We start from the raw sequence: 26,273 nt of genomic DNA, 5'->3' as shown, positions 1-26,273 counted from the left end.
GCGCTACCTCCTATGTCGCGGGTGGATCGGAAAGAGACGGGGGCCGGAGCTCCCGGCCCCACGCCGACGGCTCCGGTCCGAGCCGGAGGTGGAGGACGCCGCCGCGGTGCACGGTGACGGCGTCCAGGTGCGTCGCGTGCAGGGGCTTGCCGTCGAGCGTCGCCGACTGCACGTACTGCGGGGGCGGGTGGCCCTCCGGGCCGTCCACGCCGATCGGGGTCTCGCGATGGCCGCTGGTCTCGACGACGAACTCGCCGTCGCCGGTGCGGAGCACGGCCCGTTCGAAGGCGGGCGCGTTGACCAGGAACAGGCTCTGCCCGGCGACCGGGAACAGGCCCAGGGACGCCCACACGTACCAGGAGCTCAGGCCGCCCGAGTCGTCGTTGCCCGGCAGGCCGCCAGGCCCGGTGCCGAACTGCCAGGTGAGCGCCGCGTGCACCACCTCGGCGGTGCGGTCGGGGCGGCCCGCGTAGTGGTAGGCCCAGGGCGCCTCCATGTCGGGCTCGTTGTTCAGTCCCTCGAACCGGTTGAGCGCGTATCCCGCCGCCATCTCCGCGGGGTCCGGGCGCCGGCCCGGCTGCCGCACCGGCCGCGCCCCGTAGCCGAAGAAGCGGTCGAGCTTGTCGATGAACTCCTTGTCGCCGCCGGCCAGGTCGATCCTGGCGGCCATGTCGTGCAGCAGGCGGAAGGAGTAGTTCCACTTGCCGCCCTCGTAGAACTCCGAGTCGCGCAGCAGGCCCGTGCCGGGGTCGAAGGCGTTGGTCCACTGGCTGCTGCGCCGCTCCAGGTCGTCGGCCAGCCGGCGGTCGTTGAGCGCGCGGGCGACCTTGGCGGTGCAGTGGTGGGCGTAGGCCAGGTCGAGGGTGTGGGTGATGGGGTGCACCACGCCGTGCTCGAAGAAGTCCTCGCCGTACATGCGGCGCAGGTCGCCGACCATGTGCACGAGCGCCCAGTTCCAGTCGAGCGCGGTGCGGCCGAGCGCGTGGGCGTCGGCCAGCGCCGTGTGGACGAGCGCGCTCGCCTGGCGGAAGAACCGGTCGGCGCCGCGGGCCATGCGGTAGCCGATCGGGAAGTTGCCCTCCTCCTCGCAGACCCGGATCAGCGACTCCAGCAGGTCGTTCGCCCGCTCGGGGACGATGGCGGACAGCAGCGGGAGCTGGGTCTTGTAGATGTCCCACATGGTGCACACGTCGAACGCGAACGGCCCGGGGGTCGGCCAGAACGGGCTCTCGTCGTCGCCGAAGCACGGCTTGATGAGCGCGTGGTAGAGCGCGGTGCCGAAGACCGTACGGCGGGCGGGCGTGCCGCCCTCGACCTGGACGCGGCCGAGATGGTCGCCCCAGCGGGCGCGGGTGCGCAGGCGCACGGTGTCGAAGGCGGAGCTCGACTGGCCGCACTCGCGTTCGAGGTTGGCGCGGGCCTGCTCGCAGCCGCGCAGCGAGAACCCGAGCCGCACCTCGACCGTCTGCCCCGCCCGCGCCGGGCCCATGAAGAGCATGCCGAACGGGCGCAGCGTGGTCTGCCGGATGCTGTCGAAGTCGAGGCGGGTGCCGCCGTGGATGAGGCGGCGGTCGTACCAGAGCATCTGCCGCCAGCCGGGACTGTCCACCTCCAGGTAGACCGACAGCGGGACGCCCTCCATCACCACCGTGCCCTGCGCCCGGCCGAGCCCCATGCTCTCGGCCTGCGCCCGGACCGGCACCGTACGGCCGAGGTCGATGCCGAGGCCGCCGCAGGACAGGTCGATCACCACGCGGGCGCTGGAGTGCTCGGGGAAGGTGTAGCGGTGCACGGCGACCTTGGTGCCCACGGTCAGCTCGCAGCGGATGCCGGTGTCGAGGGTGGCGGCGTAGTAGCCCGCCTCGGCCACCTCGTCGTGCAGCGGCCAGGACTCGTTGAGGTCGTCCAGCGGCTGCACCATCGGGGTGACCCGGACGTAGTTGTAGTACTTGCGGATCGCGCCGGTGCCGGACTGCTGGAAGTGGGTGAATCCGGATGCCTGCAGCCGCTCGAACATCTCCTCGGGCACGCCCTCGGTGTTCTTGGCGTAGCGGCCGTAGCCGGTGGGGTAGGCGCCCGAGTAGGCGCAGGCGGAAACCATGCCGAGCGGCGAGGTCGCACCCGGGTGCGTGTTGCCGACCTGCGGCTTCGGCCACCACCAAGTGGCGGCGAGACCGCGTGCGGGAGGCAGGTCGGTGGCCGCTGTGCCGATGAAGGGGTCCATGTTCGTGAGGATGGCGGCAATGTACCCGTTCGCTGTTCGCTTAAGGTTTCGCCAAGGTGAAATCCTTATAGTTTGATCTTCAGCGCACGGCACAGGGGGATCAAACTGATGGGGCAGGACAGACCGGAGTCATCCCTGGGCAGCCGCTACACGCTGCTCGACGAGATCGGCGCCGGGGGCATGGGCACGGTGTGGCGGGCGCGCGAGCGCGACACCGGCGACGTCGTGGCGGTGAAGCTGCTGCGCGACGGGCTCGCCGGCGATCCCGACCTGGTGCTGCGCTTCGTCCAGGAACGCAACGTCATGCGCGCCCTGCGCCATCCCGGCATCGTCACCGTGCGCGACTTCGTCATCGAGGGCGACAGGCTCGCCCTGGTCATGGACCTCGTCGAGGGCGGCGACCTGCGCGACCTGCTCCGGCGGCGCGGCACGCTGCCGCCCGGGGAGGCGGCCCGGCTGCTGGCCCAGGTCGCCGCCGCCCTGGCCGCCGCGCACGCCGCCGGGGTCGCGCACCGCGACGTCAAGCCGGGGAACGTGCTCATCGAGGCGGGCACCGGGACGGCCCGGCTGACCGACTTCGGGGTGGCGCGCATCGTGCACGGGCCCGGCCTCACGCAGACGTCGTCGATCATCGGCACGCCCGCGTACCTGGCGCCCGAGGTGGCCGGCGGCGACTCCGCGACGCCCGCGGTGGACGTGTACGCCCTCGGGCTGATCCTCTACGAGCTGCTCGCCGGGCGGCCGCCGTTCGTCGGGGAGCACCCGATGGCGCTGCTCCGGCAGCACGCGGCCAGCATGCCGCGGCGGCTGCCAGGGATGCCGGACGTGCTGTGGCAGGTCGTCGCGGCCTGCGTCGCCAAGGAGCCGGGGGCGCGGCCGGAGGCGGCGGCGGTGGCACGCGCCCTGGCCGAGGCGGCCCCCTCCCTGGCCGCCCACCCCGCCCTCCCCCCGATCCCCCGCACCGACTCCCCCTCCACCACCTCCGAACCCCTCCCCTCCGCCCCCGAACCCCTCGCCGCATCCCCCACCCCCGAGCCCCTGCCCCCGCTCCTCGCCGCATCCCCCACCCCCGAGCCCCTGCCCCCGCTCCTCGCCGCATCCCCCACCCCCGAGCCCCTGCCCCCGCTCCTCGCCCCTTCGAGCGGCCCCAGTGCCTCCGGCGTCCCAGGCCCTCCCGGCCTGCCCCACTCCCCCGGCTCCTCTGGAGCGATGGGCGTGTCCGGGCCGGCAGGCCCGTCCGGACCGCAAGGGGCAGCCTGCGTACCTGGGTCATCTGGCCTTACCGGACCACACGGGGGCACCGGCACGTCCGCGCCGTCGGGCCCGACCGGACCGCAGAGGGCCGCCGGACCTTCTGGGGCGGCCGGCCTGGCCGGGGGGTCGGGTCTCGCGGGGTCTCCTGCCGCGCCTGGGGTGGGCGGTGAGGTCACGGGCGTGTCGGGGCGGCGGCGGGGGCGGCGGCCTCTGGTCGTGGTCGCGGCGACGGTCGCGGCGTTGGCGCTCACCGGCGTCGCGGTGGCCGTCGTGGCGCCGTGGCGGGAGCCGGACCCGAAGGGGATGGCCGACGCCTTGGCCGCCCTCGGTTCGGTCCCGCCGCCCGCCACCACCACCGCGGTCACGCCGGACAACGGCTCCATGCGGGCGCTGAAGACCCCGGCGGCGCCCGTACGCACCCCGCGCACCACCACGCCGGCCACCGCCGCCCAGCGCCCCATGACCGACCCGCCCACCAAGTCCGTACGCACCCCCCGCCCCGTCCACTCGCCGCCCGTGACCGAGGACCCCGTGGAGGACGCCGAGCCGCCCAGCCGGCCCGACACGTCCCCCCAGTGGAAGTGCCGCTCCTGGGGACGGACGGCGGACGGCGTCGAGATGTCGCCGTGCGTGGCCCTGGTCGACGGCGTCTTCCACCTGCAGGGCCGGGTCCGCGGCGCGAACGCCGCCGGCTCCGACATCCATGTCCAGCTCTACGACACCGACGCGGAGACCAACGCCTCGGAGCCGTTCATCTGCACCGGCGTCTCCCCCGCGACCGCAGGCGGGGTGGCGACCTGCGGGCCGTTCCAGGTCAAGGCCCAGCCCGGCGGCGCGAAGCTGGACGTACGCCAGCGCTGGCGGCGGACCGGCACCAGCACGTTCGGCGGCGGTCTGGAGAGCCCCTGGGTGCTCTGGTAGGGAGCCCGCTTTGCCCTGCGTTGGGGCTGTTTTGGTTTGTTGTTGACACTCTGGGTAGCCGCAGGCGACATCAGTCGCACGAGGAGGCATCCCATGAGCGAGTATCCGACGGGGACCGGGCGACCGGCCTCTCCACAGGAAGGAACGCTCCAACAGGGCAAGGACGCCGCCCGCGAGGTGGCAGGCACCGCCGTGGAACGCACGGCGCAGGTCGCGGACGAGGCCAGGCACCAGGCCCGCCGCGCCGTGAACGAGCTGCGCAACCGGGTGCGCGAGCAGTCCGATCACCAGAGCCAGCGCGCCGCCCAGAGCCTGCGGCAGTGGTCCGAGGACCTGTCGTCCCTGCAGGAGCACGCCAAGCCCGACTCCCCGGTCACCGGCGTCGTACGCCAGATCGCCGGCCAGGGCCACCGCGCCGCCGACTACCTGGACCGCAACGGCCTGGCCGGCATGGTCAACGACGTGCAGAGCTTCGCCCGCCGCCGCCCCGGCGCGTTCCTCGCGGGGGCGCTGGCCGCGGGCTTCCTGGTGGGCCGGATCATGAAGGCCGCGAACGAGAGCCCGGAGACGACGTCCGGTCCCGGGCAGCGGTCCCCGCTGTCCTCCGCCGACACCGTGCCGAGCGGCCCCGCCCCGGTCGTCCCGCCCGCGCCCGTCGCCCCGCCCGCGCCGGTCGGCGACGCGTTCTCCGCCCGCGAGGAGACCATGCCCGTGGTCCCGCCCGCGTACGAGGAGCCCGGACCGGCGGTGCCCGGCCCCGAAGAGCCGCGGCAGGTGCCGCCGCGCTCCACTCCCCCCACCTACGGCGCCGGGAGTGACCTGCCATGACCGTGCAACCGGAGGAACCGACGATCGGCCAGTTGGTCGGCGAGATCGGCGAGGACATCTCCAAACTGTTCCGCCAGGAGGTGGCGCTGGCCAAGGCGGAGATCCGCGAGGAGGCCACCAAGGCGGGCAAGGCCGCCGGGCTGCTCGGCGGCGCCGGGTTCGCCGCCTCCATGACGGCGCTGCTGCTGACCCTGGCCGTCATGTTCGGCCTGGGCAACGTCATGGACCTGGGCTGGGCGGCGTTCATCGTCGCGGTGATCTGGGCGATCGCCGGCGGCGTGATGTACACGACCGGACGCAACCGGATGCGTGAGGTCGAACCCAAGCCCGAGCAGACCATCGAGACGCTCAAGGAGGACGTGCAGTGGGCACGCGACCTGAGGAAATGAGAAGCGAGATCGCGGCCACGCGCGCCGAGCTGGCCGCCGACGTCGACCGGCTGGCCGACCGGACGAGCCCGTCCCGCATCGCGCGGCGGCGGACCGAGGGCGTACGGCGGGCCGCGCGCACGTTCCGCGAGCGGGTCATGGGCACGCCGGCCCACGCCGCCGACCGGGTACGCGAGAGCGCGCACCAGGGCGCGGGCACCGTGGCCCACGGCGCGCACCAGGCCGCGCAGACGGTCAGGGAGGGCTCGCAGCAGGCGGCCGACACCGTACGGCACGGCGCCCATCAGGCCGCCGAGGCGGTACGGGCCGCGCCGGAGCAGGCGATGCGCGGCACGCAGGGCAACCCGCTGGCCGCCGGGCTGATCGCGTTCGGCGCGGGGCTGCTGGCCGCCGCGCTCATCCCGCGTACGCAGGCCGAGGAGCAGGCCGTCGGCCAGCTCCGCGAGCAGGTCGGCGACGTGCTGGAGCCGGTCAGGGAGGCCGGGATGGAGAGCGTGCGGCAGCTCGGCCAGGAGGCCAAGGAGGTGGCCGGCCAGGCCGCGCAGCAGGTGCGGGAGACCGCCGCCGAGGCCGCCGGCGACACCGCGCAGCACGCGCGCGAGCAGGCCCGCCAGGTGACCGACCACCGCTGAGACGGCTGATCAGACAGAGACGGCCCCGTGATCACGGGGCCGTCTCTGTGCCTATTCGCACCGATAGCCGCGGTCGTCCCAGCAGGAGTCGGCCGCGGCCGCGACGACCCGCAGGCCCTCTCGTCCGGTCTCGTCGAAGGCGATCCCGACGAGCCGTTTGCCCACCTGGTGGACAAGTTGGAATCTGCAGGGTGGAGTGCCGCAGGTCTGCGAGGCCGGCGACCACCCCGCCTTGACGAACGCCTGCCACAACTGATCACGTCGGAGTTCCGGGTCCACCAGGACGGACAGTGAGGCGCCGTTGTCGGCGGAGTCGCATCCGTTCCACTCGTCGACGCTCACGCGCTTGCCCCACGGCAGAACAGCGCTGACCGCCTTCAGATAGAGGGCGTTCTCCCGGTTCGCCCGGTCGACGCACACCTGGCCGCCGCTGGACATGGCCTCGTGGCCGGGGGCGCAGCCGATCAGACTGCCTCCCAGGAGCATCAAGACGCCTATCGAGCGAGGTAATCCCATATGTCGATTAGATCATCCAAGCGGCTGCAAGCCGCGGGCAATCGGGGCGCAAGACGCCGGCCGTAAGGTCGGGCCGTGTACAGACGACTGCTTCTCGGCGGCGCCGCGCTCGCGGTGGCCGCGACGACGACGCTCACCACCGCCGGCCCCGCCTCCGCCGCCCCTGCCACCGCCGCCGCCGCGCCCGCCGGAGTGGCGAACAAGCTGTTCCGGGCCTGGCTGGCCGCCGACCGCGCGGCCGCCGCGAAGGTGGCCACCCCGGCCGCGGTCGCCACGATCTTCGCCTACCCCTACCGCGCGCCCGACCGCTTCGCCGGCTGCTCCGGCGCGGTGTGCCGGTTCACGCACACGAGCGTGCGCGTGCCCGGCGGGCTGGACGGCATCGCGATGGTGGTGACCGGCTCCAAGGTCACGAAGGTCTACCAGTCGCGGCACGTCACCAAGCCGTCCACGGCGGCGACGCGGCTCTTCGCCGCCTGGCGGCGCGGCGACCGCTACAGCGCCCTTGAGATCGCCTCCACGGGCGCGGTGAAGACGCTGTTCAAGGTCAAGTACGACCCGCGCGGCGTCGCCTACCACTTCCAGGGGTGCACGGCCGAGCCCAAGGGGTCCGCGTGCGCCTACTCGTACGAGGGCGGCGCGATGCTGATGCACGTGCGCGGCACCCGGGCCGGCGGCTACGAGGTGAGCTCGATCAGCTACCTCGCCGACTGATCGAGGTGTGAACGCCCCGGCCCGTGGTAGGCGAGAAGCGGATCTCGACACGGGAGGCGACATGGCCAAGGGGCTCTTGACCGACGAGGACATCGACACCGCGCTCGCGGCGCTGGAGGGCTGGCGCCGCGAGGGCGACGCCCTGCTCAAGGACGTGCCGGTGACGCCGGACAGCCACGGCTGGCTGACCGAGGCGGTGATGAACGAGGCCGCCGTGCTCGACCACCATCCGGAGATCGAGCACACCTCCGACGGCATCCGGTTCCGGCTGTCCACCCACAGCGCGGGCGGGGTGACGGCCCGGGACGTCGAGCTGGCCGCCCGCATCGACCACGTCCTCGACGGCGCGGCCCCCGACCGCGGCTGAGCGAGGGGGCCGCGCCGCCCGACGGGCGGGTCAGCGGCTGATCGCCCGCTGGTAGAGCCGCGTGGCGAGCGGCACGAACACCGCCAGCAGCACCACCGACCAGAGCAGCGAGGCCGCCACCGCGTGCCGCAGCGGCCACACGTCGGGCACGGGCATGGCCGCGCTGGTGTTGCCGAACAGCTCGCGCGCGCCCTGGATCAGCGTGGAGACCGGGTTCCACTCGGCGATCGGCTTGAGCGGCCCCGGCAGGCGGGCGCTGTCGACGAAGGCGTTGGACAGGAAGACGATCGGGAACGAGACGATGGTGGCCACGTTGTTGAACGTCTCGGGGGTGCGCAGCGCCAGCGCGACCGTCGCGGTCACCCACGAGAAGGCGTACGAGAACAGCAGCAGCATGAGGAAGCCGAGCGCGGCCTCCCCCGGCGAGCTGTGGATCCGCCAGCCGACCAGCAGCCCGACCAGCGCCATCGTGATGACGCTGGCCAGGTTCATGATCACGTCGCTGACGGTCTGGCCGACCAGCACCGCCGAGGGCGACATCGGCAGCGTGCGGAACCGGTCGAAGATGCCCTTCTGCAGGTCCTGGGTCAGCGTGTAGCCGGTGATCTGGGAGCTCATGACGATCGTCATGACGAAGATGCCGGGGAGCAGGTATTCGCCGTAGGACATGCCGGGCAGGCTGATCATGCTGCCGAAGACGTAGGCGAACAGCAGCACGAACACGATGGGCAGCGTGATCACGCCGCCCAGCAGGTCGGGGGCGCGCCGGATCTTCAGCGCGTCCCGCCTGGCGATCGTGAGGCCGTCGGCGGCGGCGAGCCGGAGGGCGTTCATCGTACGGTCTCCTCAATCTTGCCGGTGAGGGTCAGGAACACGTCGTCCAGGGTCGGGCGGCGCAGGCCCGCGTCGCGGACGGCGATCCGCTCGGCGGCCAGCCGGGCGAGCGCCTCGGTCAGCGCCGCCGCGCCGCCGGTGACCGGGACGGTCATCCGGAGGGCGGCGGCGTCGACCTGGATGTCCTCGACGGCCAGCGGCGCCAGCGCCCGCGCGGCGGCCTCCAGGTCGGCCTGGCCGGTCACCGACAGCTCGACGCGGTCGCCGCCGATCTGGTCCTTCAGCTCGTCCGGGGTGCCGCGGGCGATCACCCGGCCCCGGTCGACGACCGCGATCCGGTCGGCGAGCCGGTCGGCCTCCTCCATGTACTGGGTAGTGAGCAGCACCGTCGCGCCCTCCGCGACGAGCTCGGCGATGACGTCCCACAGTCCCGCGCGGGCCCGGGGGTCGAGGCCGGTCGTGGGCTCGTCGAGGAACAGCACGGGCGGGCCGGCCACCAGCGCCCCGGCCAGGTCGAGCCGCCGCCGCATGCCGCCCGACCAGCCCCGCACCGGGCGGTCGGCGGCGTCGGTCAGGTCGAAGCGCTCCAGCAGCTCGCGGGCGCGCTCCCTGCTGCGCCGCGCGCCCAGGTGGTAGAGGCGGCCGACCATCTCCAGGTTCTCGGCGCCGGTGAGGTGGTCGTCCACGGCGGCGTACTGGCCGGAGGCGCCGATGCGGGCGCGCAGCCGGGCGGCGTCGCGTACGACGTCGAGCCCGGCCACCGTGGCGCGCCCGGCGTCCGGTCTCAATAAAGTCGTCAGGACCCGCACGGTCGTGGTCTTGCCCGCGCCGTTGGGCCCGAGCAGCCCGAACACCGTCCCCTCGGGCACGGCCAGGTCCAGGCCGTCGAGGGCGGTCACGTCGCCGTATCTCTTGACCAGGCCGGTGGCCATGATCGCGTCGGTCATGGAAGCTCTCCTCCTCAGGAACGCTGGATGACGATGTCGCCGTAGGCGGTGTGGGCGCGCACCTCGACGACGTTGCCGGCCGAGCCGGGGCCGTCCGCGGCGTCCAGGCGGACGTCCACGAGGCCGTACTTGGAGCTGACGTCGAGCCAGGCGGCGCTGCCCTCGCGGATGCCGAGGTCGAGCCCGCCGCCGGTGGTCTCCATGACGACCGCGCCGGAGACCACCTCGCCGATGTTCACGCCGCCGTGCGCGGTCCTGGCGGTGACGCCGGCCAGCGCGCGGTCCACGGTCACCTCGCCGTAGGCGGTGTTCAGGCGCAGCTCGCCGGTCACCTCGCCGATGCGTACGTCGCCGTGGGCGCTCTTGACGACCGCCGTGCCGTCGATCCGGCCGAGGCGGATGTAGCCGTTGGTCGTGGTGACCTCGGCGTGCCCGGTGGCGTGGTCGACCGAGATGTCGCCGTGGGTGGACTGGAGCCGCAGGCGGCCGGCCCGCTCGACGCGGATGTCGCCGTAGGAGGTGGCGAAGGTCACCTGGCCGAGCGGCCCGCGGCAGTGCAGGCCCGCCGCCGCCTTGGCGTCCACGCGGGAGCCCGCGGGCAGGTGGATCGCCACCTGGACCGCGCCCTGCCCGCGCAGCAGCGAACGCGCCCAGTCCGCCGGCGACTCGATGAGCCTGCCGAGCGACAGCCCCCAGCCGGGCGCCGAGCTGGGCGCGGCCGGGTCGGCGCGGACGAGGAGCCGGCCGCCGGCGTGGTCGATCTGGACGTCCCGCGCGGCCTGGACGTCGGTGTCGTCGGTCTCGTCGGCCGGACGGACCTCGACGACCGTGTCCGCGCGCTCGCTCGCGCTGATCCGGACGTCCGCGGTCGGCACGTCGACGAGGACGTGGATGGGGTCGGGGGTGTCGAAGGTCGGCATCACGGCTCCTCGGTGGTGGGTCGGGGTGGACATCAGCGCACCCAGCCGCTGAAGCGCCTGCCGGACTGCGGCTGCGGCGGGCGGCCCGGCCGGCGGCCAGGCTCGCCGGCGTCGAGCGCGCCGGCCACGGCCCGGACCAGCCAGGCGTTGACCGACAGCCCTTCGCGACCGGCCGCCTCCTCGATGCGCGGCTTGAGGTGCTCGGGCACCCGGAGCGAGATCCGGGAGGTGCCGCCCTCGTCGGCGTCGGGCGGCGCCGGCGTCACGGGCGGGCGGGCGGGAACGCCGTCCTCCTCGTACGGTCCGCCGCCGCTGCCGGGCGGTGGCGTCACGACGAAGTCGGGGTCGCGCCCGCGCAGGCGCACCTCGACCGCGCCGGGCGCGAGGTCGCGGGTGATCTCGTCCGCGGCGGCGGACAACGCTTCGAGCAGCGCGAGCCTGGCGGCCGGTTCGAGCGCGACGGAGAGGCGTTCGGCCAGCGCGCGCGTCTCCTCACCGCCCGCCCCTGCGGCGACGGCCAGCTCGCGGCGAAGTCGGTCGACATACGGAGCCAGATCCATGACGCCACTATGACACCACAATGGCGTCACCGCAATCCGTCCTGGCGGCACAAGGTGACGTCACTCGTCATGAAGGCATGCTTCAGCTGCTTTCCTGCCTCCGGTGGATCAGGGTTACTGCTCGCCCGCGCGGCGGGCCGGCACGGGCGGCGGACCGGCGGTGCCGTCCGTGAAGCGGCCGGGGCGGAAGGGGGCGAGCAGCGCCGACTCCGCGCCGTACAGCTCGCCGGCGACCTCCCGCCCGAGCAGCGGGGCGAGGGTGACGCCGCTGTGGGTGGCCACGGTGTACACGCGCCCCGCCGGGTCGGCGAAGCCCGCCACCGTCAGCCCGTCGCCAGGAAGGGCGCGCTGCCCCACGACGGCCCGCTCGGCCGTGACCCCCTCGATGGCGTGCAGCGCGGCCGGCAGCCTGGCCAGCATCGTGTGCCGGACGTCGGCCGGCACCGGCGCGGCCGGATCGGCCCGGTCGTCCAGCCCGAGGGCCTGGAGCAGGAGCCGCCCGGCTCCGTCGGGGCGCAGGTTGAGCCCGGAGGTGGTGACCATCCGGGACAGGCGGGCCGGCGCCGGGGCCGTGGTGACCAGGAAGCCGTTGGTGAGGCGGCCGGAAGTGGCCGGGTCCAGCATGGGCACGTACGCGCCGGCCAGCGCCGCCACTCCCTGCGTCCAGCGCCCGGCGCAGGTCACCACGGCGTCGCCGTCGAACGAGCGGCCGCCGGTCACGGTCACCTTCACCCCGGACGCCGACGCCTCGATCGCCGTGACCTCGGCGCCGCACTCGACCGCCGCCCCGCCGTCGCGGGCCTCGCCCAGGAGCCGCCCGATCAGCCGCATCGGGTGGACGTGCGCCTCGCCGGGGAAGAACGCGTACTCGGCGCCCGGGGGCCGTACCAGGTCGGGCTCCAGCTCGCCGGCCCGCGCCGCGGTCACCCGTTCCACCGGGTAGCCGAGGGACGCCAGCCGCGTCACCCGCGCCTCCAGCAGTTCCTTGTGCTCGTCGGTCGTCGCGCGTTCGAGGTGGCCGGTGGGGAAGAGCCACGGGCCCGGCAGCTCGTGGTGCGCCAGGACCCCGGCGTGGTTGAGGCGGAAGTACTCCTCAAGCCGCTTGTTGTTGGCGTTGACCCAGGCCATGGAGGTGGCGGAGGTGCCCGATCCCGGGGTGCGCGCCTCCAGGACGGTGACCCGCGCGCCGCGCCGGGTCAGCCCCGCGGCGACCGCCGATCCCACGACCCCCGCGCCGATGACGACGACTCGCACGCCGGCCCCTCCTCCCGTACGTGCCGGGCTCTCTCGTCAGGATGGCATGTACCGGTGCGGTTGCCCATCCCCGGCGGCTCCTGGGGCGGCGAGCTCGGCCAGGACGGCGTGGACGTCCTCGGCCATCGCGGCGCGGGAGGGGCCGTCGCGGAAGCCCTCGACGGGCGTGACGATCAGGTGGTGGGCCTCCTCGGCGAGCGGCGAGGAGCGCAGGTCGGTGAGGACGCAGACGGTGGCGCCGCGCTCCCTGCCCAGCCGGGTCAGGCCGCGCAGGCCGCGGGCCGGGCGCCAGAGGTGGAGCACGACCAGGCAGTCGCCCGCCTGCAGCTGGGACACCTGGACGGCTTGGGCGGTGGTCGAGCCGAGGGCGAGCCGGACGTCGTGCCCCAGGGTGAGCCCGCGGCGGCCGAGGACGCGCGCCGGCCCGGAGCCGCCGCCGCAGCCGATGACGACGGTACGCCGGGCCGCCCCGATGGCCTGGGCGGTCGCGCGGATGGCGCCACGACGGCGGGGGTCGGCGGGGTCCGTCAGCGCGGCGGGTTCGGCCGGTCCCGTCTCGATCGACACTGTGCCTTCTTCTCCGTATTGCAGCATTGCGGTGAGACACGCCGGGATCACCCAGCGTTGGGGGAATTCTGCCAGTTCGCACCCCGCCGCATGCCCGAGATCGTCAAGACGGGCCGGGAGTCAGGCCGAGCAGGCGGGCGGCGTCGTGCTCGCGGTCAGCTCGTCGAGATTCAGGTCCTCATTCATCGCATGGGGGCCCGCCGAGGGGAATGCGGTCGCCCCGGATACGGTCCCATCCCTCCGGGCTGAGCGCGTACGCGGTGACGCTGCCCGTCGCGAAGCGCCGCCAGGCGCGCGGGCGGGCGAGCACCAGCCCGGACACGGCGGCCAGCAGCAGCGCGGCCCGCGCGTCGGGGCCGGGCGTCAGCTCCTCCGCGCTGCCCGCGTAGCCGCCGCGGCGCAGCAGCGCGGCGGCGAGTTCGCCGAGCACGGCCCGCCGCCGCCCGGTGTGCTCGGCCGCGCCCAGCACCGCGAGCAGCAGTTGATGGGTGGCCACCCCTGCCCTGCCCGCCGGCTGCGGGGACGGGGTCCGGCCGCGGGCGAGCTCCAGCAGCGGCGTCACCAGGTCGACCCCGGACAGCAGCGCGTTGACCGGCTCGACCAGCCGTGGGTTCACGTCGATGACGACGGGGCCGTCGGCGGTCAGGATAAAGTCGGCCGACAGGGCGCCGTGCCAGCGGAGGCCGCCGCCGAGCCGCCGTATCTGCGCTTCCGCCTCGGGCAGGCGCAGGCCGAGCTTGCGGCTCGCGCCGCCGCGCGAGCCCTCGCCGGTGCGGCGGCAGGCGTGGAAGGCGACCAGTTCCCCTGCGGCGAAGACCGCCTGCGTCATCACCAGCGGCCCGCGCGCCTCCTGCTGGATCAGCCGGCGCTCCCCTTCCGGCCAGGTCAGGTCCGCGAGGCTCGTGGGCCCGGCCAGGCGGATCACCCCGCTGGAGGCCGTGCCGACCGGCCGCTTGAGATAGGCGGGGTACGCCTCCCACGCGGCAGCCCGTGCCGGGCCGGACACCACGGCCGACGGCGGCTGCGGCACCCCCGCCGCCTCCAGCGTGGCGTACGCCGTCACCTTGTCCTGCACGGCGGCGAGCGCCGGGAACGGCGGCGCCGCCGTGGCCACACCTCGCGCGCGCAGCCGCCCGGCCGCCGCGGACAGCACGCTCACCTGCTCCTGCGTGGGCAGCAGCACGTCGAAGCCGCCCTCGTCGTAGATCGTGAGGGCCGACTCCAGCCAGGCGAACGGGTCGTCGCCGAAGGCGGGCACCCGGTGCACGCGCCGGACGTGCCGGGTGAAGGCGCACACGCACAGGGGGTCGGGCGACAGCGCCTCCACCCGGTGGCCGGCGCGCGACAGCACGGTGGCGCACTGCCGCGAGGTCAGCCCCGACCCGTCCGACAACAGGATCCGCATGACGCCTCCCGTTTGTGTATGGCGTAAGCGTACGTCATATACTTATGGAATGGGACGTCCCGCGCAGATCAGTCGTTCCGCCGTCGTGGCCGCCGCGATGGCCGTCGCCGACGAGCACGGCCTCGCCGGGCTCACCATGCCGGCCGTCGCCGCCCGTCTCGGCGTCACGACCATGGCGCTCTACCGGCACGTGGCGAGCAAGGACGACCTGCTCGACGCGCTCGTGGAGGCGCTGCTCCCCCCGCTGCCCCCGGAGCAGGCGTCCTGGCGGGAGCGGCTGGGCGCGATGGCCGCCGCGATCCGCGACACCGCGGCGCGCCATCCGGCGGTCTTCCCGCTGCTGCTCCAGCGCCCGGCGGCGACCGAGCGGTCCCGCGAGATCCGCGACGGCGTCGTGGCGGCGCTGCGGCAGGCCGGGCTCGCGCCCGACCGGGCCGCCCGCGCCGAGCGGCTGATCAGCACCGCCGTCCTGGGCTACGCCGCCGGCGAGGCCGCCGGCCGCTTCGACCACCACGACCGGCACGTACGCGACGAGGACTTCGCCTGCCTGCTCGCCGCCATCGACACGCTCATCGAGGCCGGCGGGCCGGCCGCCGACGCACTCGCCCGGACCGTCGAGTCGGCGGCCGGCACGCTCACCGAAGGCGGCGGGCCAGCCTCCGGCCCAGCCGCTGGCCGGGCAGTTCCAGGAAGCGGTGGCTGAGCCAGCTCAGCGGCAGCAGCAGGGCGAGCACGAGCGCGCCGACGCCGAGCTGCGCGCCCGCCGGAGCCCACCGCATCTCCCCGAGCACGGCCATGAGGACCAGCAGCAGCGGCAGGTGCACCAGGTAGAGCGAGTAGCTGACGACGCCGAGCCCGGTCAGCGCCGCCGGCAGCCGCCGGCCGCGCAGCGCCATGGCCGCGCCGAAGGTGGCGGCGGCCAGCACGACGGTCAGGATCCACACCGGCGGACGCACCCACCACCAGCCGGCGCTGAGCGCCCACACCGGCGTCGCGGCCACCAGCGCCGCCGCGACGCCGACCGGCCACAGCCGGCCCTGGCCGCGTTCCCATCGGTGGATGGCGGTGCCGGCGAACATCACCGCCACGATCGCCGCCCCGAACCACGGCACCCGGCTGCTGAAAAGCAGCAGCGCCAGCGCCATGACCCCCAGCGCCACGCTCGCGCCGCGCACCGCCCGCCCGGCCAGCACGCAGGCCAGCCCGGCGGCGAACACGGCCAGCGACACCCACGACAGCCACGCCCCCGACAGCGGCGGCGCGGCCCACGCCAGGCCGGTCACCGCCGCCGCCACGGCCGGCAGCACCGGCAGCAGGCCGCGCCCGTCGCGTACGCCGAGCACGAACAGCGCCGCCGCGAGCAGGTAGAACACCATCTCGTACGAGAGCGTCCACATGGTGTTGAGCACCCCGGCCGACCCGACGGCGTCGAGCAGCATGGTCGCGTGCGCGGCCACCGCCGAGCCGTCGCGCGGCACCTCGGCGCGGACCGCGACCCACGGCGAGAGCGCCAGCGTCAGCACGATCGCCGCCAGGTAGAGCGGGTAGAGCCGGAAGACGCGGCCGATCCAGAACACCCGCACGTCGCCGTGCCGCTCCAGCGAGTGCGGGATGATGTAGCCGCTGACCAGGAAGAACACCAGCACGCCGTAGATGCCGAGATTGATCGCGGTGGGCCGCAACCAGGGGATGGCCCAGGTCGTCAGGTGCTCCCCCACCACCGCCAGGGCGCCGAGGCCGCGCAGCGCGTCCAGCCAGTCGAGCCGGGTCGTCTCCGTGCGGGCGGCGGTGGAAGCGGGGGCGGCGACCATGAACTCCAACGTATCGGAACATCCTGGCAGCCCGCCCTCGATGCGGAACCGGAAGCACAACGTCCGGAATGGGCCCTAGGGTCGGGGCTCATGGACGAGTTTCGCGAGCGGGACCTCTCCGCGGCGCGCTTCGAGCGCGTGAACCTCCAGGACGCCACCTTCTACCGGGTGGACCTGGTCGACGCCCGGATGCACGAGATCGATCTCACCGGGGCCGACCTCCGCGGCGTGCTGTTCCGGCGGACCCGCCTGCGCGGCGTCGAGCTGATCGACGTCGAGATCGCCGGCGAGCTGAGCAACGTCGTCGTGAACGGCGTCGACATCGCCCCGCTGGTCGAGGCCGAGCTCGACCGGCGCATGCCGGACCGGGCGAAGATGCGCCCCGAGGACCCCGCCGGGTTCCGCGAGGCGTGGGCGATCCTGGAGCGGCTGTGGGAGGGCACGCTCGCGCGGGCACGTACGTTCCCGGAGGCCGCGCTGCACCGCGGCGTCGATGACGAGTGGTCGTTCATCCAGACCCTGCGGCACCTGAACTTCGCCTCCGCCGCCTGGGCGGGCCGGATGGTCCTCGGCGACCCCTCGCCCTGGCATCCGCTCGACCTGCCCTGGGACGAGGCGCCCCGGTGGCACGACATCCCGTGGGAGCGCGACCTGCGCCCCTCACTCGACGAGGTGCTCGCCGTACGCCGCGAGCGCCAGGCCATGGTGCGCGGCGTGCTGGACGCGCTCACCGACGAGCGGCTGGCCGCCGAGGTGACCCGCACCGAGCCCGGCTGGCCACGACTCGAACGTTTCCCCGTCAAGGAATGCCTCCACATCATCCTCCGCGAGGAGTGGGAGCACCGGCTCTACGCCGAACGCGATCTGAACGCCCTGAAGAACGCACTGGAGAAGGAAGACTGACCGTGGACATCTTGCTCATCGGCGGCCTCTGGCTCGACGCCTCCGCCTGGGACGACGTCGTGCCCGAGCTGGCCGCGCTCGGCCACCGCCCGGTGCCGGTCGCCCTGCCCGGCCAGGGCGACGGCTCGGCCTCGGCCACGCTCGGCGACCAGGTGGCGGCCGTGCTCGCCGCCCTGGACGCGGCCTCCGGCGAGGTCATGGTGGTGGGACACTCGGCCGCGTGCAGCCTCGCGTGGCTGGCCGCCGACGCGCGGCCCGAACGGATCGCCAAGGTGGCTCTGGTCGGCGGTTTCCCGGCCGCCGACGGGGCCGCGTACGCGGACTTCTTCGAGGTGACGGACGGCGTCATGCCCTTCCCCGGGTGGGGGCCGTTCGAGGGGGCCGACTCGGCCGACCTCGACGAGGACGCCAGGCGGGCCTTCGCCGCCGCCGCGATCCCCGTGCCCGAGGGGGTCGCCAAGGGGGTCGTACGGCTGACCGACGAGCGCCGTCACGACGTGCCCGTGGTCGTCGTGTGCCCCGAGTTCGGGCCGGCCGAGGCGAAGGCGTGGATCGACGCCGGGGACGTGCCCGAGCTGGCGCGGGCCAGGCACGTCACGTTCGCCGACCTCGACTCCGGGCACTGGCCCATGCTGACCCGGCCGCGCGAGCTCGCCCGCCTGCTCGCCGCGGAGGCCGGCTGAGCGTCAAGCGGGCGGCTGAGTGTCAAGCGGGCGGGTGAGCGTCAAGCGGGCGGGTGAGCGGCGGCGACGAGGGCCTCGGCGGCGGGGTGCCAGGGGCGGCCGGGCGGGCCGCTGAGCACGAGCCTCCTGGTGACCCGCTGGTCGAGCGGCACCAGGACGAGCCGCGCGTCCAGCATCGCCGCGGTGAGACCGGGCACCAGGGTCACCCCGACGCCGCTGCGGACCATGGCGAGCAGCGTGCCCAGCTCCCTGATCCGGTGCGCGGGCGCGAACGGCGTACGCCCCTGACGGAAGACCTCCCTGACGTGCGACTCGCAGCCGCCACGGGACAGCAGGAAGGGGTCGTCCTCCAGGTCCGCGACACTGATCGACGCCTCCCCCGCGAGCGGGTGGTCGCGGCGGAGCAGGGCGTGGAAGGCGTCCACGCCGACGACCACCCCGAAGCCCGGCGGCGGGTCCACGAGCACGGCGAGCTCGACGGCGGAGCCCGCGAGCCAGCCGGCGACCTCGTCGTCCTCGCCCTCGAACACGGTGATCTCGACCTCGGGGAAGTCGGCCTTCCACCGGTTGAGCAGCCCGGGAAGCAGCCCCTGGCACACGGACGGCGGGGCGCCCAGCCTGATGGCCCCGCGCGGCACGCCGTCGCGCAGGGCCACGAGGTCGTCGATGGCGACGGCCGCCGCGACCGCGGCCCGCGCGTGCCCGAGGATCCGCTCACCGAACGCCGTGGGCCGCGGCGGGCCCTGGCGCAGCAGCACCGGGGCCTTGAGCGCGCGTTCCAGCGCGGTGACGGCGTGCGAGACGGCCGACTGGCTCACCCCGAGAGCGTCGGCCGCGGCGCTGAAGCCGCCTTCGTCGAGCACCGCCACGAAGGCCCGCAGCTGGGCCAGGTGCACCGTCATGAGCTTCCTTCATGGGGTCGGCGGGCCGGCTTGTTGGACTCATGCTCCCCTCCTGAGCAGGATGCCGTCCATCGCTGTGGAAAAGGGGGACGCAATGCGGTGGATGCCGGCGTTCGTGACGTTGTCCGCCATCTGGGGGGCGAGCTTCGCGCTGATCAAGATCGCGGTCGAGGCGGGGGTCGGGCCGCTGTGGGTGGCGTTCTGGCGCTGCTTCTTCGGCGCGCTCGCCCTGCTCGCGGTGTGCGCGCTGCGACGGGAGCCGCTGCCCCGCGACCTGGCCGTCTGGGGGCACGCGCTGGTCGTGGCCGCGCTGCTCAACGCGGTGCCGTTCGCCCTCCTCGCGTACGGCGAGACGCTGGTCAGCTCGGTGCTCGCCGGGGTGTGGAACGCGACGACGCCGCTGACCACGCTGGTGTTCGTCCTGCTCATGGTGCCGCAGGAGCGGCCGACCGCCCGCCGCCTGCTCGGGCTGCTCGTCGGCTTCGCCGGGGCGCTCGTGGTGCTCGCCGGCGGGCCTGGCGCGGGCGGCGGCCCGGCGATCGGGAGCCTCGCCTGCCTGGCGGCCACGGCCTGCTACGGGGCCGGGTTCGCCTACACCCGCAGGTTCTACTCGGGGCGCCAGGGCTCCGCCGCCGCGCTGTCGGCCGTGCAGATCGTCTGCGCGACCGCCGAGCTGGCCGTCGTCACCCCGTTCGCCGGCGGCGGGCCGTCCTGGCCCGGCCTGCCCGCCGCGGCGGCGCTCGTGCTGCTCGGCGCGGTCGGCACCGGGCTGGCGTACATACTCAACCTGCGGGTGATCCGCTCGGCGGGGTCCACGATCGCCTCCACCGTGACGTACGTGACGCCCGTGTGGTCGACGTTGCTCGGCACGCTGCTGCTGGCCGAGCCGCTGGGCTGGAACACCGTCGCGGGCGGCGTCCTCGTGGTCGCCGGGGTCCTCCTCTCGCGTACGGGCGGCGCGGCGGCGCGGCTCACGACGGCCCGGTGATCGCCTGGTCGGCGCCGAGCGTCTTCTTCCTGGTCTCCAGGAACGTACGCAACGTCGCCGCCTCCTCCTTGACCTTGGCGCTGTCGGCCCCTTCGTTGAGGTCGTAGGCCGCGACCAGCTTGTCCAGCAGCCCGGAGGCGGCGTCGCCGGCCAGCAGCTTGGCGTACAGGGCGCGGTACTGCTCCTCGTAGAGCTTCTTGAAGCCGGCGTCGGCGAGGAACTTCTCCTTCAGCGGGTGCCCGCCCATGCGTCCCATGCCGATCGTGTCGTGCACGCCGCTCGTGGCGTCGCCGTTGAAGGCGAGGTTGAGGTCCCAGGTGACGACCGTGAACTTCTTGGCGGCGAGGTCGTACCACAGGTAGTAGTTGCGGCCGGGGCCGGCCATGTCGTCGAAGTTGACCATGAGGTTCTGCAGGGCCACGTAACGGGCGAACGACTCCACGTCCAGGCGCTCGGCCAGGCCCGCCGCGAACTCCTCGGCGGACGAGTCGTTCACCCACTTCACGAAGTCGATGACCGGCTGCAGGTCCCTGCCGCCGACCTTGTTGACCTGCTTGAAATCGGTGCCGTACGCGGTCTGGTCCTCGCCCTTGTAGGTGAAGGAGCCGGAGGCCAGCGACTTGTACAGGACGCCGTCGCCCAGGCCCTCGGCGTAGCCCTCGTCCAGGTACTCGACAAGCAGGCGGGGCGTCGAGGCGCGGCCGTTGACGGTGAAGGAGCCGTAGGCGGAGCGCTGGGTGGGCTCGCCGGCCGCGCCGACGACCGCGATGCCCAGGGCCTCGTTCAGCATCGCCGACGAGCCCGACAGGGCCGGGCGCACGGCGAGCTGGCTGTGGCCCTGGTAGCGGCGGCCTTCCACGAACTCGTCGAAGCTGATCAGCCACGGCAGGCTCTCCGGCTCCTCGGCCTTGAGCGAGGCCCGCATCATGCCGCCACCGCCGGGCGGCCGCCCGTTGCCCCGCTGCTGCCCGTTCCCGTTGCCCGGCGGCTGGAAGCCCTCGGGAGGCTGGAAGCCCTCGGGAGGCTGGAAGCCGTCCGGCGGGCCGTCGCCGGCCTGGCGGGGCCCGCCGCCGCCCGGCATGACCCGTCGCTTGCTCTGCCCCTTCCAGGTCAGCCCCTGCAACGTGGAGTTGCCCTTGAGCCGGACGCCGACGCTGGGGATCCGGGTGCCGTCGATGACCAGGTCGGCCTCGACGTACTTCTTCTCCCCGTCCTTGAAGTACGCGGTCAGCATGTCCTCGTACGCCTCGTCCGTGAACGTGACCCGCACGTCGTGCGGCACCGAGGCGTCGAACAGGTCCTTGACGCCGGTCAGGTTCGTGGTGACGGCGCCGGCCTCGGCGGTCCGGGCGGTGGTGACGTACGGGCGGATCGTCCCGCTGCCGAACACGCCCCAGCAGACGGCCAGGAACGCCGCGCACAGCGCGACCAGTTTCCAGTTCTGCCGCAGCCTGACCGGGACGCGGCGCTTGAGCTGTGCCATGGCCCGGCCCTACAGATCGGTCTGGTCGTACCCGGTCAGGACCGTGACCGCCTGCCCGTGGTTGCGGGCGCGCAGGCCGGAGATGACGTCCGCGGGCTCGCTGCCCTTCTTGATCTTGACCGTGTACATCAGTTCGAGCAGCGCGCCGCCCCTGATCGACTCCATGCTGACCAGCTCGAACTCGTCGGTGTGCCGGACCAGCACGTCCTGGATCGCCGCGGTGTAGTCGTCGTCCGACGGCACCTGCACCTTGACGACCTGACGCCGTACGTTGAGCGCGAACCAGTTGAACCGGTGCATGACCACGACGATCAGCGAGATCGCGACGGCGGCGACCACGGCCAGCAGGTAGAAGCGGGTGCCGACGGCCATGCCGACGCCCATCACCAGGAAGATGAACCCGACGTCGCGGGTCTCCTTGATGGCGTTGCGGAACCGCACCACCGACAGGGCGCCGACCAGGGCGAACGCGCGGGCGATGTTCGAGCCGACGACCAGCATGATCAGCGAGATGAGCATGCCCAGGACGACCAGCGTCTGGACGTAGGACTGGCTGTAGGACACGTTGCGGTGCGTGGCCCGGTAGACCCAGCCGATCATCGCGCTGAGCACGAACGACAGCGCCATCGCGATCGCGATGTCGGCCACGCTGAACGTGCCGGACAGGTCCTGGAAGGAGAAGTCCATGGGGGGTCATGCCTCCAAGGGGACGCCCGGCCGGGAGCGGCCGGCGTCGAGGTCGTGGTCATGATCAGGGACGTGGAACACCGAGCGCGGCGCGAGCCCGTGCGCCTCGACGCTCTGGCAGTACTTGGAGACCCGCACGACCTGCAGGTTCCGCTTCGCGGTGAGGTCGGTCAGCCAGTACGGCACCCGCTCGTCGGCCTTGACCTCCATGATCACCTTGCGGGCGGGCACGATGAGCCGGTCGTCGGCGTCCGCGCCGAGGTGGAAGTCCCTGTCCCGGCCGCGGATCCGCTGGTCGAACGTCACCCGCAGGCCCACGTCGGCGTCGCGGCCCAGGTAGGCGTGCCTGGTGTAACCGGTCGTCGCGACGGCCCGCAGGTCGAGGCGCAGGACCAGGTCCAGCACCTCCTCCAGGAAGGGCCGCTGGGCGGGCTCGTGCTCGACGAGCGTGCGCCCGTCGCAGAGGAGCAGCGCGTCCCGGTACGGCAGGCGCGCCCGCCGCTTCTGGGTGACCCGGTTGACCCGCTGCTTGATCTCGACGTACACCGGCGTGTCCTCGCCCACCGAGAACCGGTCGCCGTAGTGGCGCACCCGCAGCTTCCTGCGGAACTTCAGCCCCTCGATCTTCTCCCAGTAGAAGCGGAGCTGCCGGGTGTCGTAGTAGACGCTCCAGACGCCGTAGCCCCGGTCACCGCTGTGGCGGTCGCGGTCGAGCCGCCGCTCGATCTCCTCGCGGATCTCGGCCGCCTCCACCGCGTCCACGAGATACTTGATCTCGTACCGGTTGAACGCGTGCAGCATGGCCCTCCTTTCGTCCGCACACATCCGACAGCACGAAGCTGGGAGAAGTGTGTGAACCGGGCCTGACGTCCAGGTGAACGGGAGACGTTCACCGTGCCTCCCGCAGCAGCACCAAGGCCAGGGCGGCGGTGAGCCCGAGCAGCACCGCGGCGCCGGTCAGAGTCACGATCAGGCCCGACTGGAAGGCCTCCCCAGCGGCGTTGAGCAGGTTCGCCGCCTGCGGTGGCGGGAGCGCCTCCGCTACCTTGACGGCCGATCCGAGCGACTGTCCCGCTTCGGACGCGGAGTGCGGCAACGCGACGCGGTAGCCGATCGCCAGGACCGTGCCCAGCGTCGCGATGCCCACACCCGCCCCCAGCTCGAAGGCGGTCTCCTGGATGGCGGACGCTTCCCCGGCGCGTTCCTCGCTGGCCGCCGACATCACGAGGTCCGCGCCGAGCGTCTCCACCACCCCGACCGCCGTGCCGATGACGATCAGCATGATGGGAACCACGGGCCCGCCCAGTGCCGCGGGCAGGACGGCGACCGCAGCGGCGAAGACGGCCAGCGCCGCCACCACGGCCGTACGATGACCCCAGCGCGCCGCCACCCATGGTGCCGCGCCCGCCCCCACGGCGTTCGCAGCGCCCAGGGGCAGGAGCGCCAGCCCGGCCTGCACGGGAGTGAACCCGTCGACAAGCTGGAACCGCTGGGTGAGGAAGAAGAGCAGTGACGTAGAACATCCGAAGCAGACGAGCACGCACACGGTCGCAGCGGTGAACTGGCGGTCGGCGAAGAGTGTGAGGTCCAGCAGCGGGTCGGAGATACGCCGCTGCCGCAGGACGAAGATCACCACCAGGGCCAGACCGACGGCGCCGGTGGCGGCCGCCCACGCTGACGGATGTTCCCCCAGCTGTTTGACCGCGTAGACGGTGAGGCCGAGAGCGGCGACGGAAAGCGCGGCGTCCGCCGGCCTCCAGCGGCGTGGCGTGGAACTTCTGGACTCGGGGATCAACCGGACGCCGATGGCCAGCACGAGGAGCACGACGGGCAGGTTGATGAGGAAGACGGAGCCCCATCCCCACCGCTCCACGAGCACGCCGCCGAGCACGGGCCCGAGCATCGCGCCCGCACTGTGGGCCGCCGTCCACGCGCCGAGAGCGACCGCTCGCTCCCGCCTGTTCGGGAAGACCGATCGGATGATGGCCACGGTGGAGGCCATGATCATCGCGGCTCCGGCGCCGAGCAGCAGCCTCGCCCCGATGAGCTGCGCGGCCGTCGCGGACACCGACGCTGCCGCCGAGGCCATGCCGAAGACGGCGAACCCCGTCAGCACCATGCGCTTGCGGCCGATCCGGTCACCCAAGGTGCCGCTGGTCACCAACAGCGCGGCCACTGTGAGCGAGTAGACGTCGACGATCCACAACACAGCGGTCGCGCTGGGCCTCAGGTCCCTGATCAGGCTGGGCAGGGCGACGTGCAGCACGGTCACATCGATGCCGACCAGGAACAGGCTCGCGCTCATCACCGCGAGAACCGCCCATTTGCGAGGCCCTGTTACCGCGGGAGCCTGATGAGGCCTCTCGTTCACATGCATGGGGCCAGTCTGGAAAGCTGCTACCTGATCTCCAAGTACTGTCTTATTTGTGACGTAGTGCCATTTTGTATATCAATGGAGGTGGTGACGGGTGCGCGGCAAGCTTCACGACAAGCCGGACAACTGCATGGTCGAGGTCGCCATGGAGATCCTCGGCGGCCGTTGGAAACTGGCGATCGTCTACAAACTGCTGCAGGGTACGCATCGGTTCGGCGAGCTCAAGCGAGAGATGGACGGCATCACCCCGCGCATGCTCACCCGTCAGCTTCGCGAACTGGAAGAGGACGGCATCGTCGCGCGGACGGTCTACCCTGAGGTGCCGCCCCGGGTCGAATACTCCCTGACCGATACCGGCAGGAGCTTGGACACGATCGTCGGACTGCTGGATGGGTGGGGCAGGTCGTACCTCGACAATCACCACCCGAGCGCGGGCCCGGGCAGGAACTGATCGCGCCGCCGCGCACGTCCGCGGCGCCCGGTATGGGCACACTGGCGTGATGAATCAGCTCGAGCAGACCGTCGGACTCATTCGTGACGTCATAGCGGTAGAGCTCCTCGGGACGTATCTCCATGGTTCCGCCGCACTCGGGAGGCTCGCCCCGGCCAGCGACCTGGACGTCCTGGCCGTCACCCGGCGCAGTCTCGACCACCGCCGGCGGTGTGCGCTCGTCGAGGGCTTGCTGAAGATCTCCGGCTGCACGCCCACCGTCCGGCCGGTCGAACTCACCATCGTCGTACAGTCCGAGGTCCGCCCCTGGCGGTTCCCGCCGACAGGGGACTTCCTCTTCGGTGAGTGGCTGCGCGACGAACTACAGACGGGCGGGCCTCCCCGGCCCGGCCCGATGCCCGACCTGGCGCTGCTTCTCACGGTGGCGCTGGCGGGCGCCCGCCCCCTGACGGGGCCACCTCTCGCCCGACTCCTGGACCCGGTACCGCACGCCGACCTCATCCGGGCGAGCGTCGCGGGCATCCCCGAACTCCTGGCCGAACTGAACGACGACACCCGCAACGTCCTGCTGACCCTTGCCCGCATCTGGACCACCCTCGCCACAGGTGAGATCAGATCCAAGGACGCCGCCGCCGACTGGGCCCTCGCCCTCCTGCCCCCGCGACACCGTCCCGTCCTGGAACACGCCAGAAACCTGTACCTCACCTGCCACTACCAGGACGAGGTCTGGGACGACGGGTTGAAGGCCCAGGTACGCCCGCACGTGGACGAGGTGCTCAGCCGTATCGACGACCTGCGCCACCGTGCGTGAAAGCTGAGACGAGGCGGGCCCGCGTCACCCCCAGAGGTCGAGCGTCAGCGCCCGGTGGTCGGACACCTCGGGCGCGGCCGCGATCTCGAACCGCGTCACCGCGTCGGGCTCGGACACCAGCAGGTAGCTCGCGTGCCGTACCGGCTTGGGGTAGCGGGAGGTCCTGGTGTCCGCGTCCCGCACCAGGTCCACCAGGTCCAGCCCGCCGAGCACACGGAACGTCTCGCTGCCGGGCAGGACGTTGAAGTCGCCGCACACCACGGTCAGATCGCCCTTCTCGCGCGCCCCGGCGACGAGGTCCGCGAGGCGTTCGGCCTGGGCGCGGCGGGCGGGGGTGTCGGCCTTGCCGCTCGCGTCCCGCAGGCCGTGGAAGTTCACGACAGTGACGAAGCGCCCGGCCCGCCGGTCGAACACGCGCACCGCCAGCGCGACCCGCGGCCGGCCGTCGCTGGGCCACCGGTCGCCGTGGTCGGCGTACTCGCCGTGCGCGAAGCCGGAGCGCACGCCGACGACGGGGAAGGCCGGGGCGACGAAGGTCGCGAGCCCGAAGTCCTGCCGGTGGACGCGGTGCTCCTGGTCGTGGACCGGGCCGGAGTCGGACGCGCTGAACAGGGCGTGGTGGCGGGGCAGGCGGGCGCGTACGTCGCCCAGGAGGTCGGCCCGCTGCGGCAGCGAACGCTCGTCGTCGTCGAACCGGGTCCAGCCGTCCGCGGTCGGGGTGTGGGTGATCTCCTGCAGGCACAGGACGTCGGCGTCGCAGCCGGCGAGCCAGGGGGCGAGCTCGTCGAACATCGCCCCGCCCCAGGTGTTCAGTGAAGTGATCCGCACGGCCCCACACCCTAGGGCAC

28 protein-coding genes are annotated in these 26,273 nt (G+C 73.2%); 12 read left to right on the top strand and 16 right to left on the bottom strand.

From position 1 onward, the window contains the following. Positions 1-10: 10 nt before the first annotated feature. Positions 11-2,224: a GH92 family glycosyl hydrolase gene (locus AC27IY_RS07955; protein ID WP_423445791.1), complete on the bottom strand. Its 2,214-nt coding sequence runs from the start codon at positions 2,222-2,224 to the stop codon at positions 11-13. Positions 2,225-2,332: 108 nt separating this feature from the next. On the opposite strand from AC27IY_RS07955, the gene AC27IY_RS07950 reads away from it, so the two are divergent. From AC27IY_RS07950 to AC27IY_RS07935, 4 genes are all read left to right on the top strand, one after another. Further along, complete coding sequence (locus tag AC27IY_RS07950; RefSeq protein WP_487177561.1) at positions 2,333-4,399, top strand: protein kinase domain-containing protein; 2,067 nt, start codon at positions 2,333-2,335, stop codon at positions 4,397-4,399. Positions 4,400-4,492: 93 nt separating this feature from the next. Further along, the gene (locus AC27IY_RS07945; RefSeq protein WP_423474845.1) at positions 4,493-5,227 is read left to right on the top strand and encodes an ATP synthase subunit B family protein; all 735 of its coding nucleotides are present in this window, start codon (positions 4,493-4,495) and stop codon (positions 5,225-5,227) included. Further along, the gene (locus AC27IY_RS07940) at positions 5,224-5,616 is read left to right on the top strand and encodes a phage holin family protein (RefSeq protein ID WP_344206999.1); all 393 of its coding nucleotides are present in this window, start codon (positions 5,224-5,226) and stop codon (positions 5,614-5,616) included. Before AC27IY_RS07945 ends, AC27IY_RS07940 begins: the two co-directional genes overlap by 4 nt. Then, positions 5,613-6,248 (top strand): DUF3618 domain-containing protein, encoded by a 636-nt coding sequence (locus AC27IY_RS07935; RefSeq protein WP_364460194.1) that lies wholly within the window; start codon positions 5,613-5,615, stop codon positions 6,246-6,248. Before AC27IY_RS07940 ends, AC27IY_RS07935 begins: the two co-directional genes overlap by 4 nt. Before the next feature lie 51 nt (positions 6,249-6,299). On the opposite strand, the gene AC27IY_RS07930 is transcribed toward AC27IY_RS07935, so the two are convergent. After that, positions 6,300-6,737 (bottom strand): hypothetical protein, encoded by a 438-nt coding sequence (locus tag AC27IY_RS07930; RefSeq protein WP_487177560.1) that lies wholly within the window; start codon positions 6,735-6,737, stop codon positions 6,300-6,302. Between the two features lie 102 nt (positions 6,738-6,839). Between AC27IY_RS07930 and AC27IY_RS07925 the strand changes: the two genes are divergently transcribed. Together AC27IY_RS07925 and AC27IY_RS07920 are read left to right on the top strand one after the other, a co-directional pair. Continuing rightward, positions 6,840-7,478: a hypothetical protein gene (locus AC27IY_RS07925; protein WP_487177559.1), complete on the top strand. Its 639-nt coding sequence runs from the start codon at positions 6,840-6,842 to the stop codon at positions 7,476-7,478. Positions 7,479-7,539: 61 nt separating this feature from the next. Then, the gene (locus tag AC27IY_RS07920; RefSeq protein WP_344206994.1) at positions 7,540-7,845 is read left to right on the top strand and encodes a 4a-hydroxytetrahydrobiopterin dehydratase; all 306 of its coding nucleotides are present in this window, start codon (positions 7,540-7,542) and stop codon (positions 7,843-7,845) included. A gap of 30 nt (positions 7,846-7,875) precedes the next feature. Here AC27IY_RS07920 and AC27IY_RS07915 read toward each other — a convergent pair whose 3' ends face one another. The 7 genes from AC27IY_RS07915 to AC27IY_RS07885 form a co-directional block, all read right to left on the bottom strand. After that, positions 7,876-8,679 (bottom strand): ABC transporter permease, encoded by an 804-nt coding sequence (locus tag AC27IY_RS07915; protein ID WP_364460182.1) that lies wholly within the window; start codon positions 8,677-8,679, stop codon positions 7,876-7,878. Then, a complete protein-coding gene (locus AC27IY_RS07910) occupies positions 8,676-9,626 on the bottom strand; it encodes an ATP-binding cassette domain-containing protein (RefSeq protein ID WP_487177558.1) in 951 nt (316 codons plus the stop codon). The genes AC27IY_RS07915 and AC27IY_RS07910 overlap by 4 nt, the downstream gene beginning before the upstream one ends. A 14-nt stretch (positions 9,627-9,640) precedes the next feature. Continuing rightward, complete coding sequence (locus AC27IY_RS07905) at positions 9,641-10,546, bottom strand: DUF4097 family beta strand repeat-containing protein (protein WP_487177557.1); 906 nt, start codon at positions 10,544-10,546, stop codon at positions 9,641-9,643. 32 nt (positions 10,547-10,578) lie between these two features. After that, positions 10,579-11,106, bottom strand: coding sequence for a hypothetical protein (locus AC27IY_RS07900; protein ID WP_487177556.1), 528 nt, complete (start codon positions 11,104-11,106; stop codon positions 10,579-10,581). A gap of 114 nt (positions 11,107-11,220) precedes the next feature. Continuing rightward, positions 11,221-12,360 carry an NAD(P)/FAD-dependent oxidoreductase gene (locus tag AC27IY_RS07895; protein WP_487177555.1) on the bottom strand — a complete coding sequence of 380 codons (1,140 nt, stop codon included), beginning with the start codon at positions 12,358-12,360 and terminating at the stop codon, positions 11,221-11,223. Between the two features lie 36 nt (positions 12,361-12,396). After that, complete coding sequence (locus AC27IY_RS07890) at positions 12,397-12,927, bottom strand: MurR/RpiR family transcriptional regulator (RefSeq protein WP_487177554.1); 531 nt, start codon at positions 12,925-12,927, stop codon at positions 12,397-12,399. Between the two features lie 178 nt (positions 12,928-13,105). Beyond that, positions 13,106-14,332 carry a hypothetical protein gene (locus tag AC27IY_RS07885; protein WP_487177553.1) on the bottom strand — a complete coding sequence of 409 codons (1,227 nt, stop codon included), beginning with the start codon at positions 14,330-14,332 and terminating at the stop codon, positions 13,106-13,108. A gap of 49 nt (positions 14,333-14,381) precedes the next feature. Here AC27IY_RS07885 and AC27IY_RS07880 point away from each other — a divergent pair, with 49 nt between their 5' ends. After that, positions 14,382-15,035, top strand: coding sequence for a TetR/AcrR family transcriptional regulator (locus tag AC27IY_RS07880; protein ID WP_487177552.1), 654 nt, complete (start codon positions 14,382-14,384; stop codon positions 15,033-15,035). Here the strand turns inward: AC27IY_RS07880 and AC27IY_RS07875 are convergent. Further along, complete coding sequence (locus tag AC27IY_RS07875; RefSeq protein WP_487177551.1) at positions 14,968-16,143, bottom strand: acyltransferase family protein; 1,176 nt, start codon at positions 16,141-16,143, stop codon at positions 14,968-14,970. The two genes, AC27IY_RS07880 and AC27IY_RS07875, sit on opposite strands and share 68 nt — an antisense overlap. A 90-nt stretch (positions 16,144-16,233) precedes the next feature. Between AC27IY_RS07875 and AC27IY_RS07870 the strand changes: the two genes are divergently transcribed. Together AC27IY_RS07870 and AC27IY_RS07865 are read left to right on the top strand one after the other, a co-directional pair. Next, entirely contained in the window at positions 16,234-17,046 is an 813-nt protein-coding gene (locus tag AC27IY_RS07870) for a DinB family protein (RefSeq protein ID WP_487177550.1), read from the top strand. 2 nt (positions 17,047-17,048) lie between these two features. Further along, positions 17,049-17,729 (top strand): alpha/beta fold hydrolase, encoded by a 681-nt coding sequence (locus AC27IY_RS07865; RefSeq protein ID WP_487177549.1) that lies wholly within the window; start codon positions 17,049-17,051, stop codon positions 17,727-17,729. 41 nt (positions 17,730-17,770) lie between these two features. Here AC27IY_RS07865 and AC27IY_RS07860 read toward each other — a convergent pair whose 3' ends face one another. Continuing rightward, positions 17,771-18,631 (bottom strand): LysR family transcriptional regulator, encoded by an 861-nt coding sequence (locus AC27IY_RS07860; protein WP_423445822.1) that lies wholly within the window; start codon positions 18,629-18,631, stop codon positions 17,771-17,773. Positions 18,632-18,725: 94 nt separating this feature from the next. On the opposite strand from AC27IY_RS07860, the gene AC27IY_RS07855 reads away from it, so the two are divergent. Continuing rightward, complete coding sequence (locus AC27IY_RS07855; protein ID WP_487177548.1) at positions 18,726-19,619, top strand: DMT family transporter; 894 nt, start codon at positions 18,726-18,728, stop codon at positions 19,617-19,619. On the opposite strand, the gene AC27IY_RS07850 is transcribed toward AC27IY_RS07855, so the two are convergent. The 4 genes from AC27IY_RS07850 to AC27IY_RS07835 form a co-directional block, all read right to left on the bottom strand. Continuing rightward, positions 19,603-21,102, bottom strand: coding sequence for a CotH kinase family protein (locus tag AC27IY_RS07850; RefSeq protein WP_487177547.1), 1,500 nt, complete (start codon positions 21,100-21,102; stop codon positions 19,603-19,605). The genes AC27IY_RS07855 and AC27IY_RS07850 overlap by 17 nt on opposite strands. Before the next feature lie 9 nt (positions 21,103-21,111). Next, positions 21,112-21,789 (bottom strand): DUF4956 domain-containing protein, encoded by a 678-nt coding sequence (locus AC27IY_RS07845; RefSeq protein ID WP_449954949.1) that lies wholly within the window; start codon positions 21,787-21,789, stop codon positions 21,112-21,114. A gap of 6 nt (positions 21,790-21,795) precedes the next feature. After that, entirely contained in the window at positions 21,796-22,590 is a 795-nt protein-coding gene (locus AC27IY_RS07840) for a polyphosphate polymerase domain-containing protein (RefSeq protein ID WP_423445825.1), read from the bottom strand. 88 nt (positions 22,591-22,678) lie between these two features. Next, complete coding sequence (locus AC27IY_RS07835; RefSeq protein ID WP_487177546.1) at positions 22,679-24,094, bottom strand: MFS transporter; 1,416 nt, start codon at positions 24,092-24,094, stop codon at positions 22,679-22,681. Between the two features lie 163 nt (positions 24,095-24,257). Here AC27IY_RS07835 and AC27IY_RS07830 point away from each other — a divergent pair, with 163 nt between their 5' ends. Next, positions 24,258-24,614: a winged helix-turn-helix transcriptional regulator gene (locus tag AC27IY_RS07830; protein WP_487177545.1), complete on the top strand. Its 357-nt coding sequence runs from the start codon at positions 24,258-24,260 to the stop codon at positions 24,612-24,614. 49 nt (positions 24,615-24,663) lie between these two features. Further along, entirely contained in the window at positions 24,664-25,425 is a 762-nt protein-coding gene (locus tag AC27IY_RS07825; RefSeq protein WP_487177544.1) for an aminoglycoside adenylyltransferase domain-containing protein, read from the top strand. Positions 25,426-25,449: 24 nt separating this feature from the next. Here the strand turns inward: AC27IY_RS07825 and AC27IY_RS07820 are convergent, their stop codons facing one another. Further along, positions 25,450-26,253: an endonuclease/exonuclease/phosphatase family protein gene (locus tag AC27IY_RS07820; RefSeq protein WP_487177543.1), complete on the bottom strand. Its 804-nt coding sequence runs from the start codon at positions 26,251-26,253 to the stop codon at positions 25,450-25,452. Positions 26,254-26,273: the final 20 nt, after the last annotated feature.

The sequence above is a fragment of the Nonomuraea sp. B208 genome (assembly GCF_057536035.1).
Note: the sequence above shows the minus strand (reverse complement) of the source record. Positions and strands in the feature narration are given on the sequence as shown.

Excerpts from the sequence above, each read along its gene's own strand:
- AC27IY_RS07955 (WP_423445791.1), bottom strand. The coding sequence starts at position 2,224 with ATGGACCCCTTCATCGGCACAGCGGCCACCGACCTGCCTCCCGCACGC.
- AC27IY_RS07950 (WP_487177561.1), top strand. The coding sequence starts at position 2,333 with ATGGGGCAGGACAGACCGGAGTCATCCCTGGGCAGCCGCTACACGCTG.
- AC27IY_RS07945 (WP_423474845.1), top strand. The coding sequence starts at position 4,493 with ATGAGCGAGTATCCGACGGGGACCGGGCGACCGGCCTCTCCACAGGAA.
- AC27IY_RS07940 (WP_344206999.1), top strand. The coding sequence starts at position 5,224 with ATGACCGTGCAACCGGAGGAACCGACGATCGGCCAGTTGGTCGGCGAG.
- AC27IY_RS07935 (WP_364460194.1), top strand. The coding sequence starts at position 5,613 with ATGAGAAGCGAGATCGCGGCCACGCGCGCCGAGCTGGCCGCCGACGTC.
- AC27IY_RS07920 (WP_344206994.1), top strand. The coding sequence starts at position 7,540 with ATGGCCAAGGGGCTCTTGACCGACGAGGACATCGACACCGCGCTCGCG.
- AC27IY_RS07915 (WP_364460182.1), bottom strand. The coding sequence starts at position 8,679 with ATGAACGCCCTCCGGCTCGCCGCCGCCGACGGCCTCACGATCGCCAGG.
- AC27IY_RS07910 (WP_487177558.1), bottom strand. The coding sequence starts at position 9,626 with ATGACCGACGCGATCATGGCCACCGGCCTGGTCAAGAGATACGGCGAC.
- AC27IY_RS07905 (WP_487177557.1), bottom strand. The coding sequence starts at position 10,546 with ATGCCGACCTTCGACACCCCCGACCCCATCCACGTCCTCGTCGACGTG.
- AC27IY_RS07900 (WP_487177556.1), bottom strand. The coding sequence starts at position 11,106 with ATGGATCTGGCTCCGTATGTCGACCGACTTCGCCGCGAGCTGGCCGTC.
- AC27IY_RS07885 (WP_487177553.1), bottom strand. The coding sequence starts at position 14,332 with ATGCGGATCCTGTTGTCGGACGGGTCGGGGCTGACCTCGCGGCAGTGC.
- AC27IY_RS07880 (WP_487177552.1), top strand. The coding sequence starts at position 14,382 with ATGGGACGTCCCGCGCAGATCAGTCGTTCCGCCGTCGTGGCCGCCGCG.
- AC27IY_RS07875 (WP_487177551.1), bottom strand. The coding sequence starts at position 16,143 with ATGGTCGCCGCCCCCGCTTCCACCGCCGCCCGCACGGAGACGACCCGG.
- AC27IY_RS07870 (WP_487177550.1), top strand. The coding sequence starts at position 16,234 with ATGGACGAGTTTCGCGAGCGGGACCTCTCCGCGGCGCGCTTCGAGCGC.
- AC27IY_RS07860 (WP_423445822.1), bottom strand. The coding sequence starts at position 18,631 with ATGACGGTGCACCTGGCCCAGCTGCGGGCCTTCGTGGCGGTGCTCGAC.
- AC27IY_RS07855 (WP_487177548.1), top strand. The coding sequence starts at position 18,726 with ATGCGGTGGATGCCGGCGTTCGTGACGTTGTCCGCCATCTGGGGGGCG.
- AC27IY_RS07850 (WP_487177547.1), bottom strand. The coding sequence starts at position 21,102 with ATGGCACAGCTCAAGCGCCGCGTCCCGGTCAGGCTGCGGCAGAACTGG.
- AC27IY_RS07845 (WP_449954949.1), bottom strand. The coding sequence starts at position 21,789 with ATGGACTTCTCCTTCCAGGACCTGTCCGGCACGTTCAGCGTGGCCGAC.
- AC27IY_RS07840 (WP_423445825.1), bottom strand. The coding sequence starts at position 22,590 with ATGCTGCACGCGTTCAACCGGTACGAGATCAAGTATCTCGTGGACGCG.
- AC27IY_RS07835 (WP_487177546.1), bottom strand. The coding sequence starts at position 24,094 with ATGAGCGCGAGCCTGTTCCTGGTCGGCATCGATGTGACCGTGCTGCAC.
- AC27IY_RS07825 (WP_487177544.1), top strand. The coding sequence starts at position 24,664 with ATGAATCAGCTCGAGCAGACCGTCGGACTCATTCGTGACGTCATAGCG.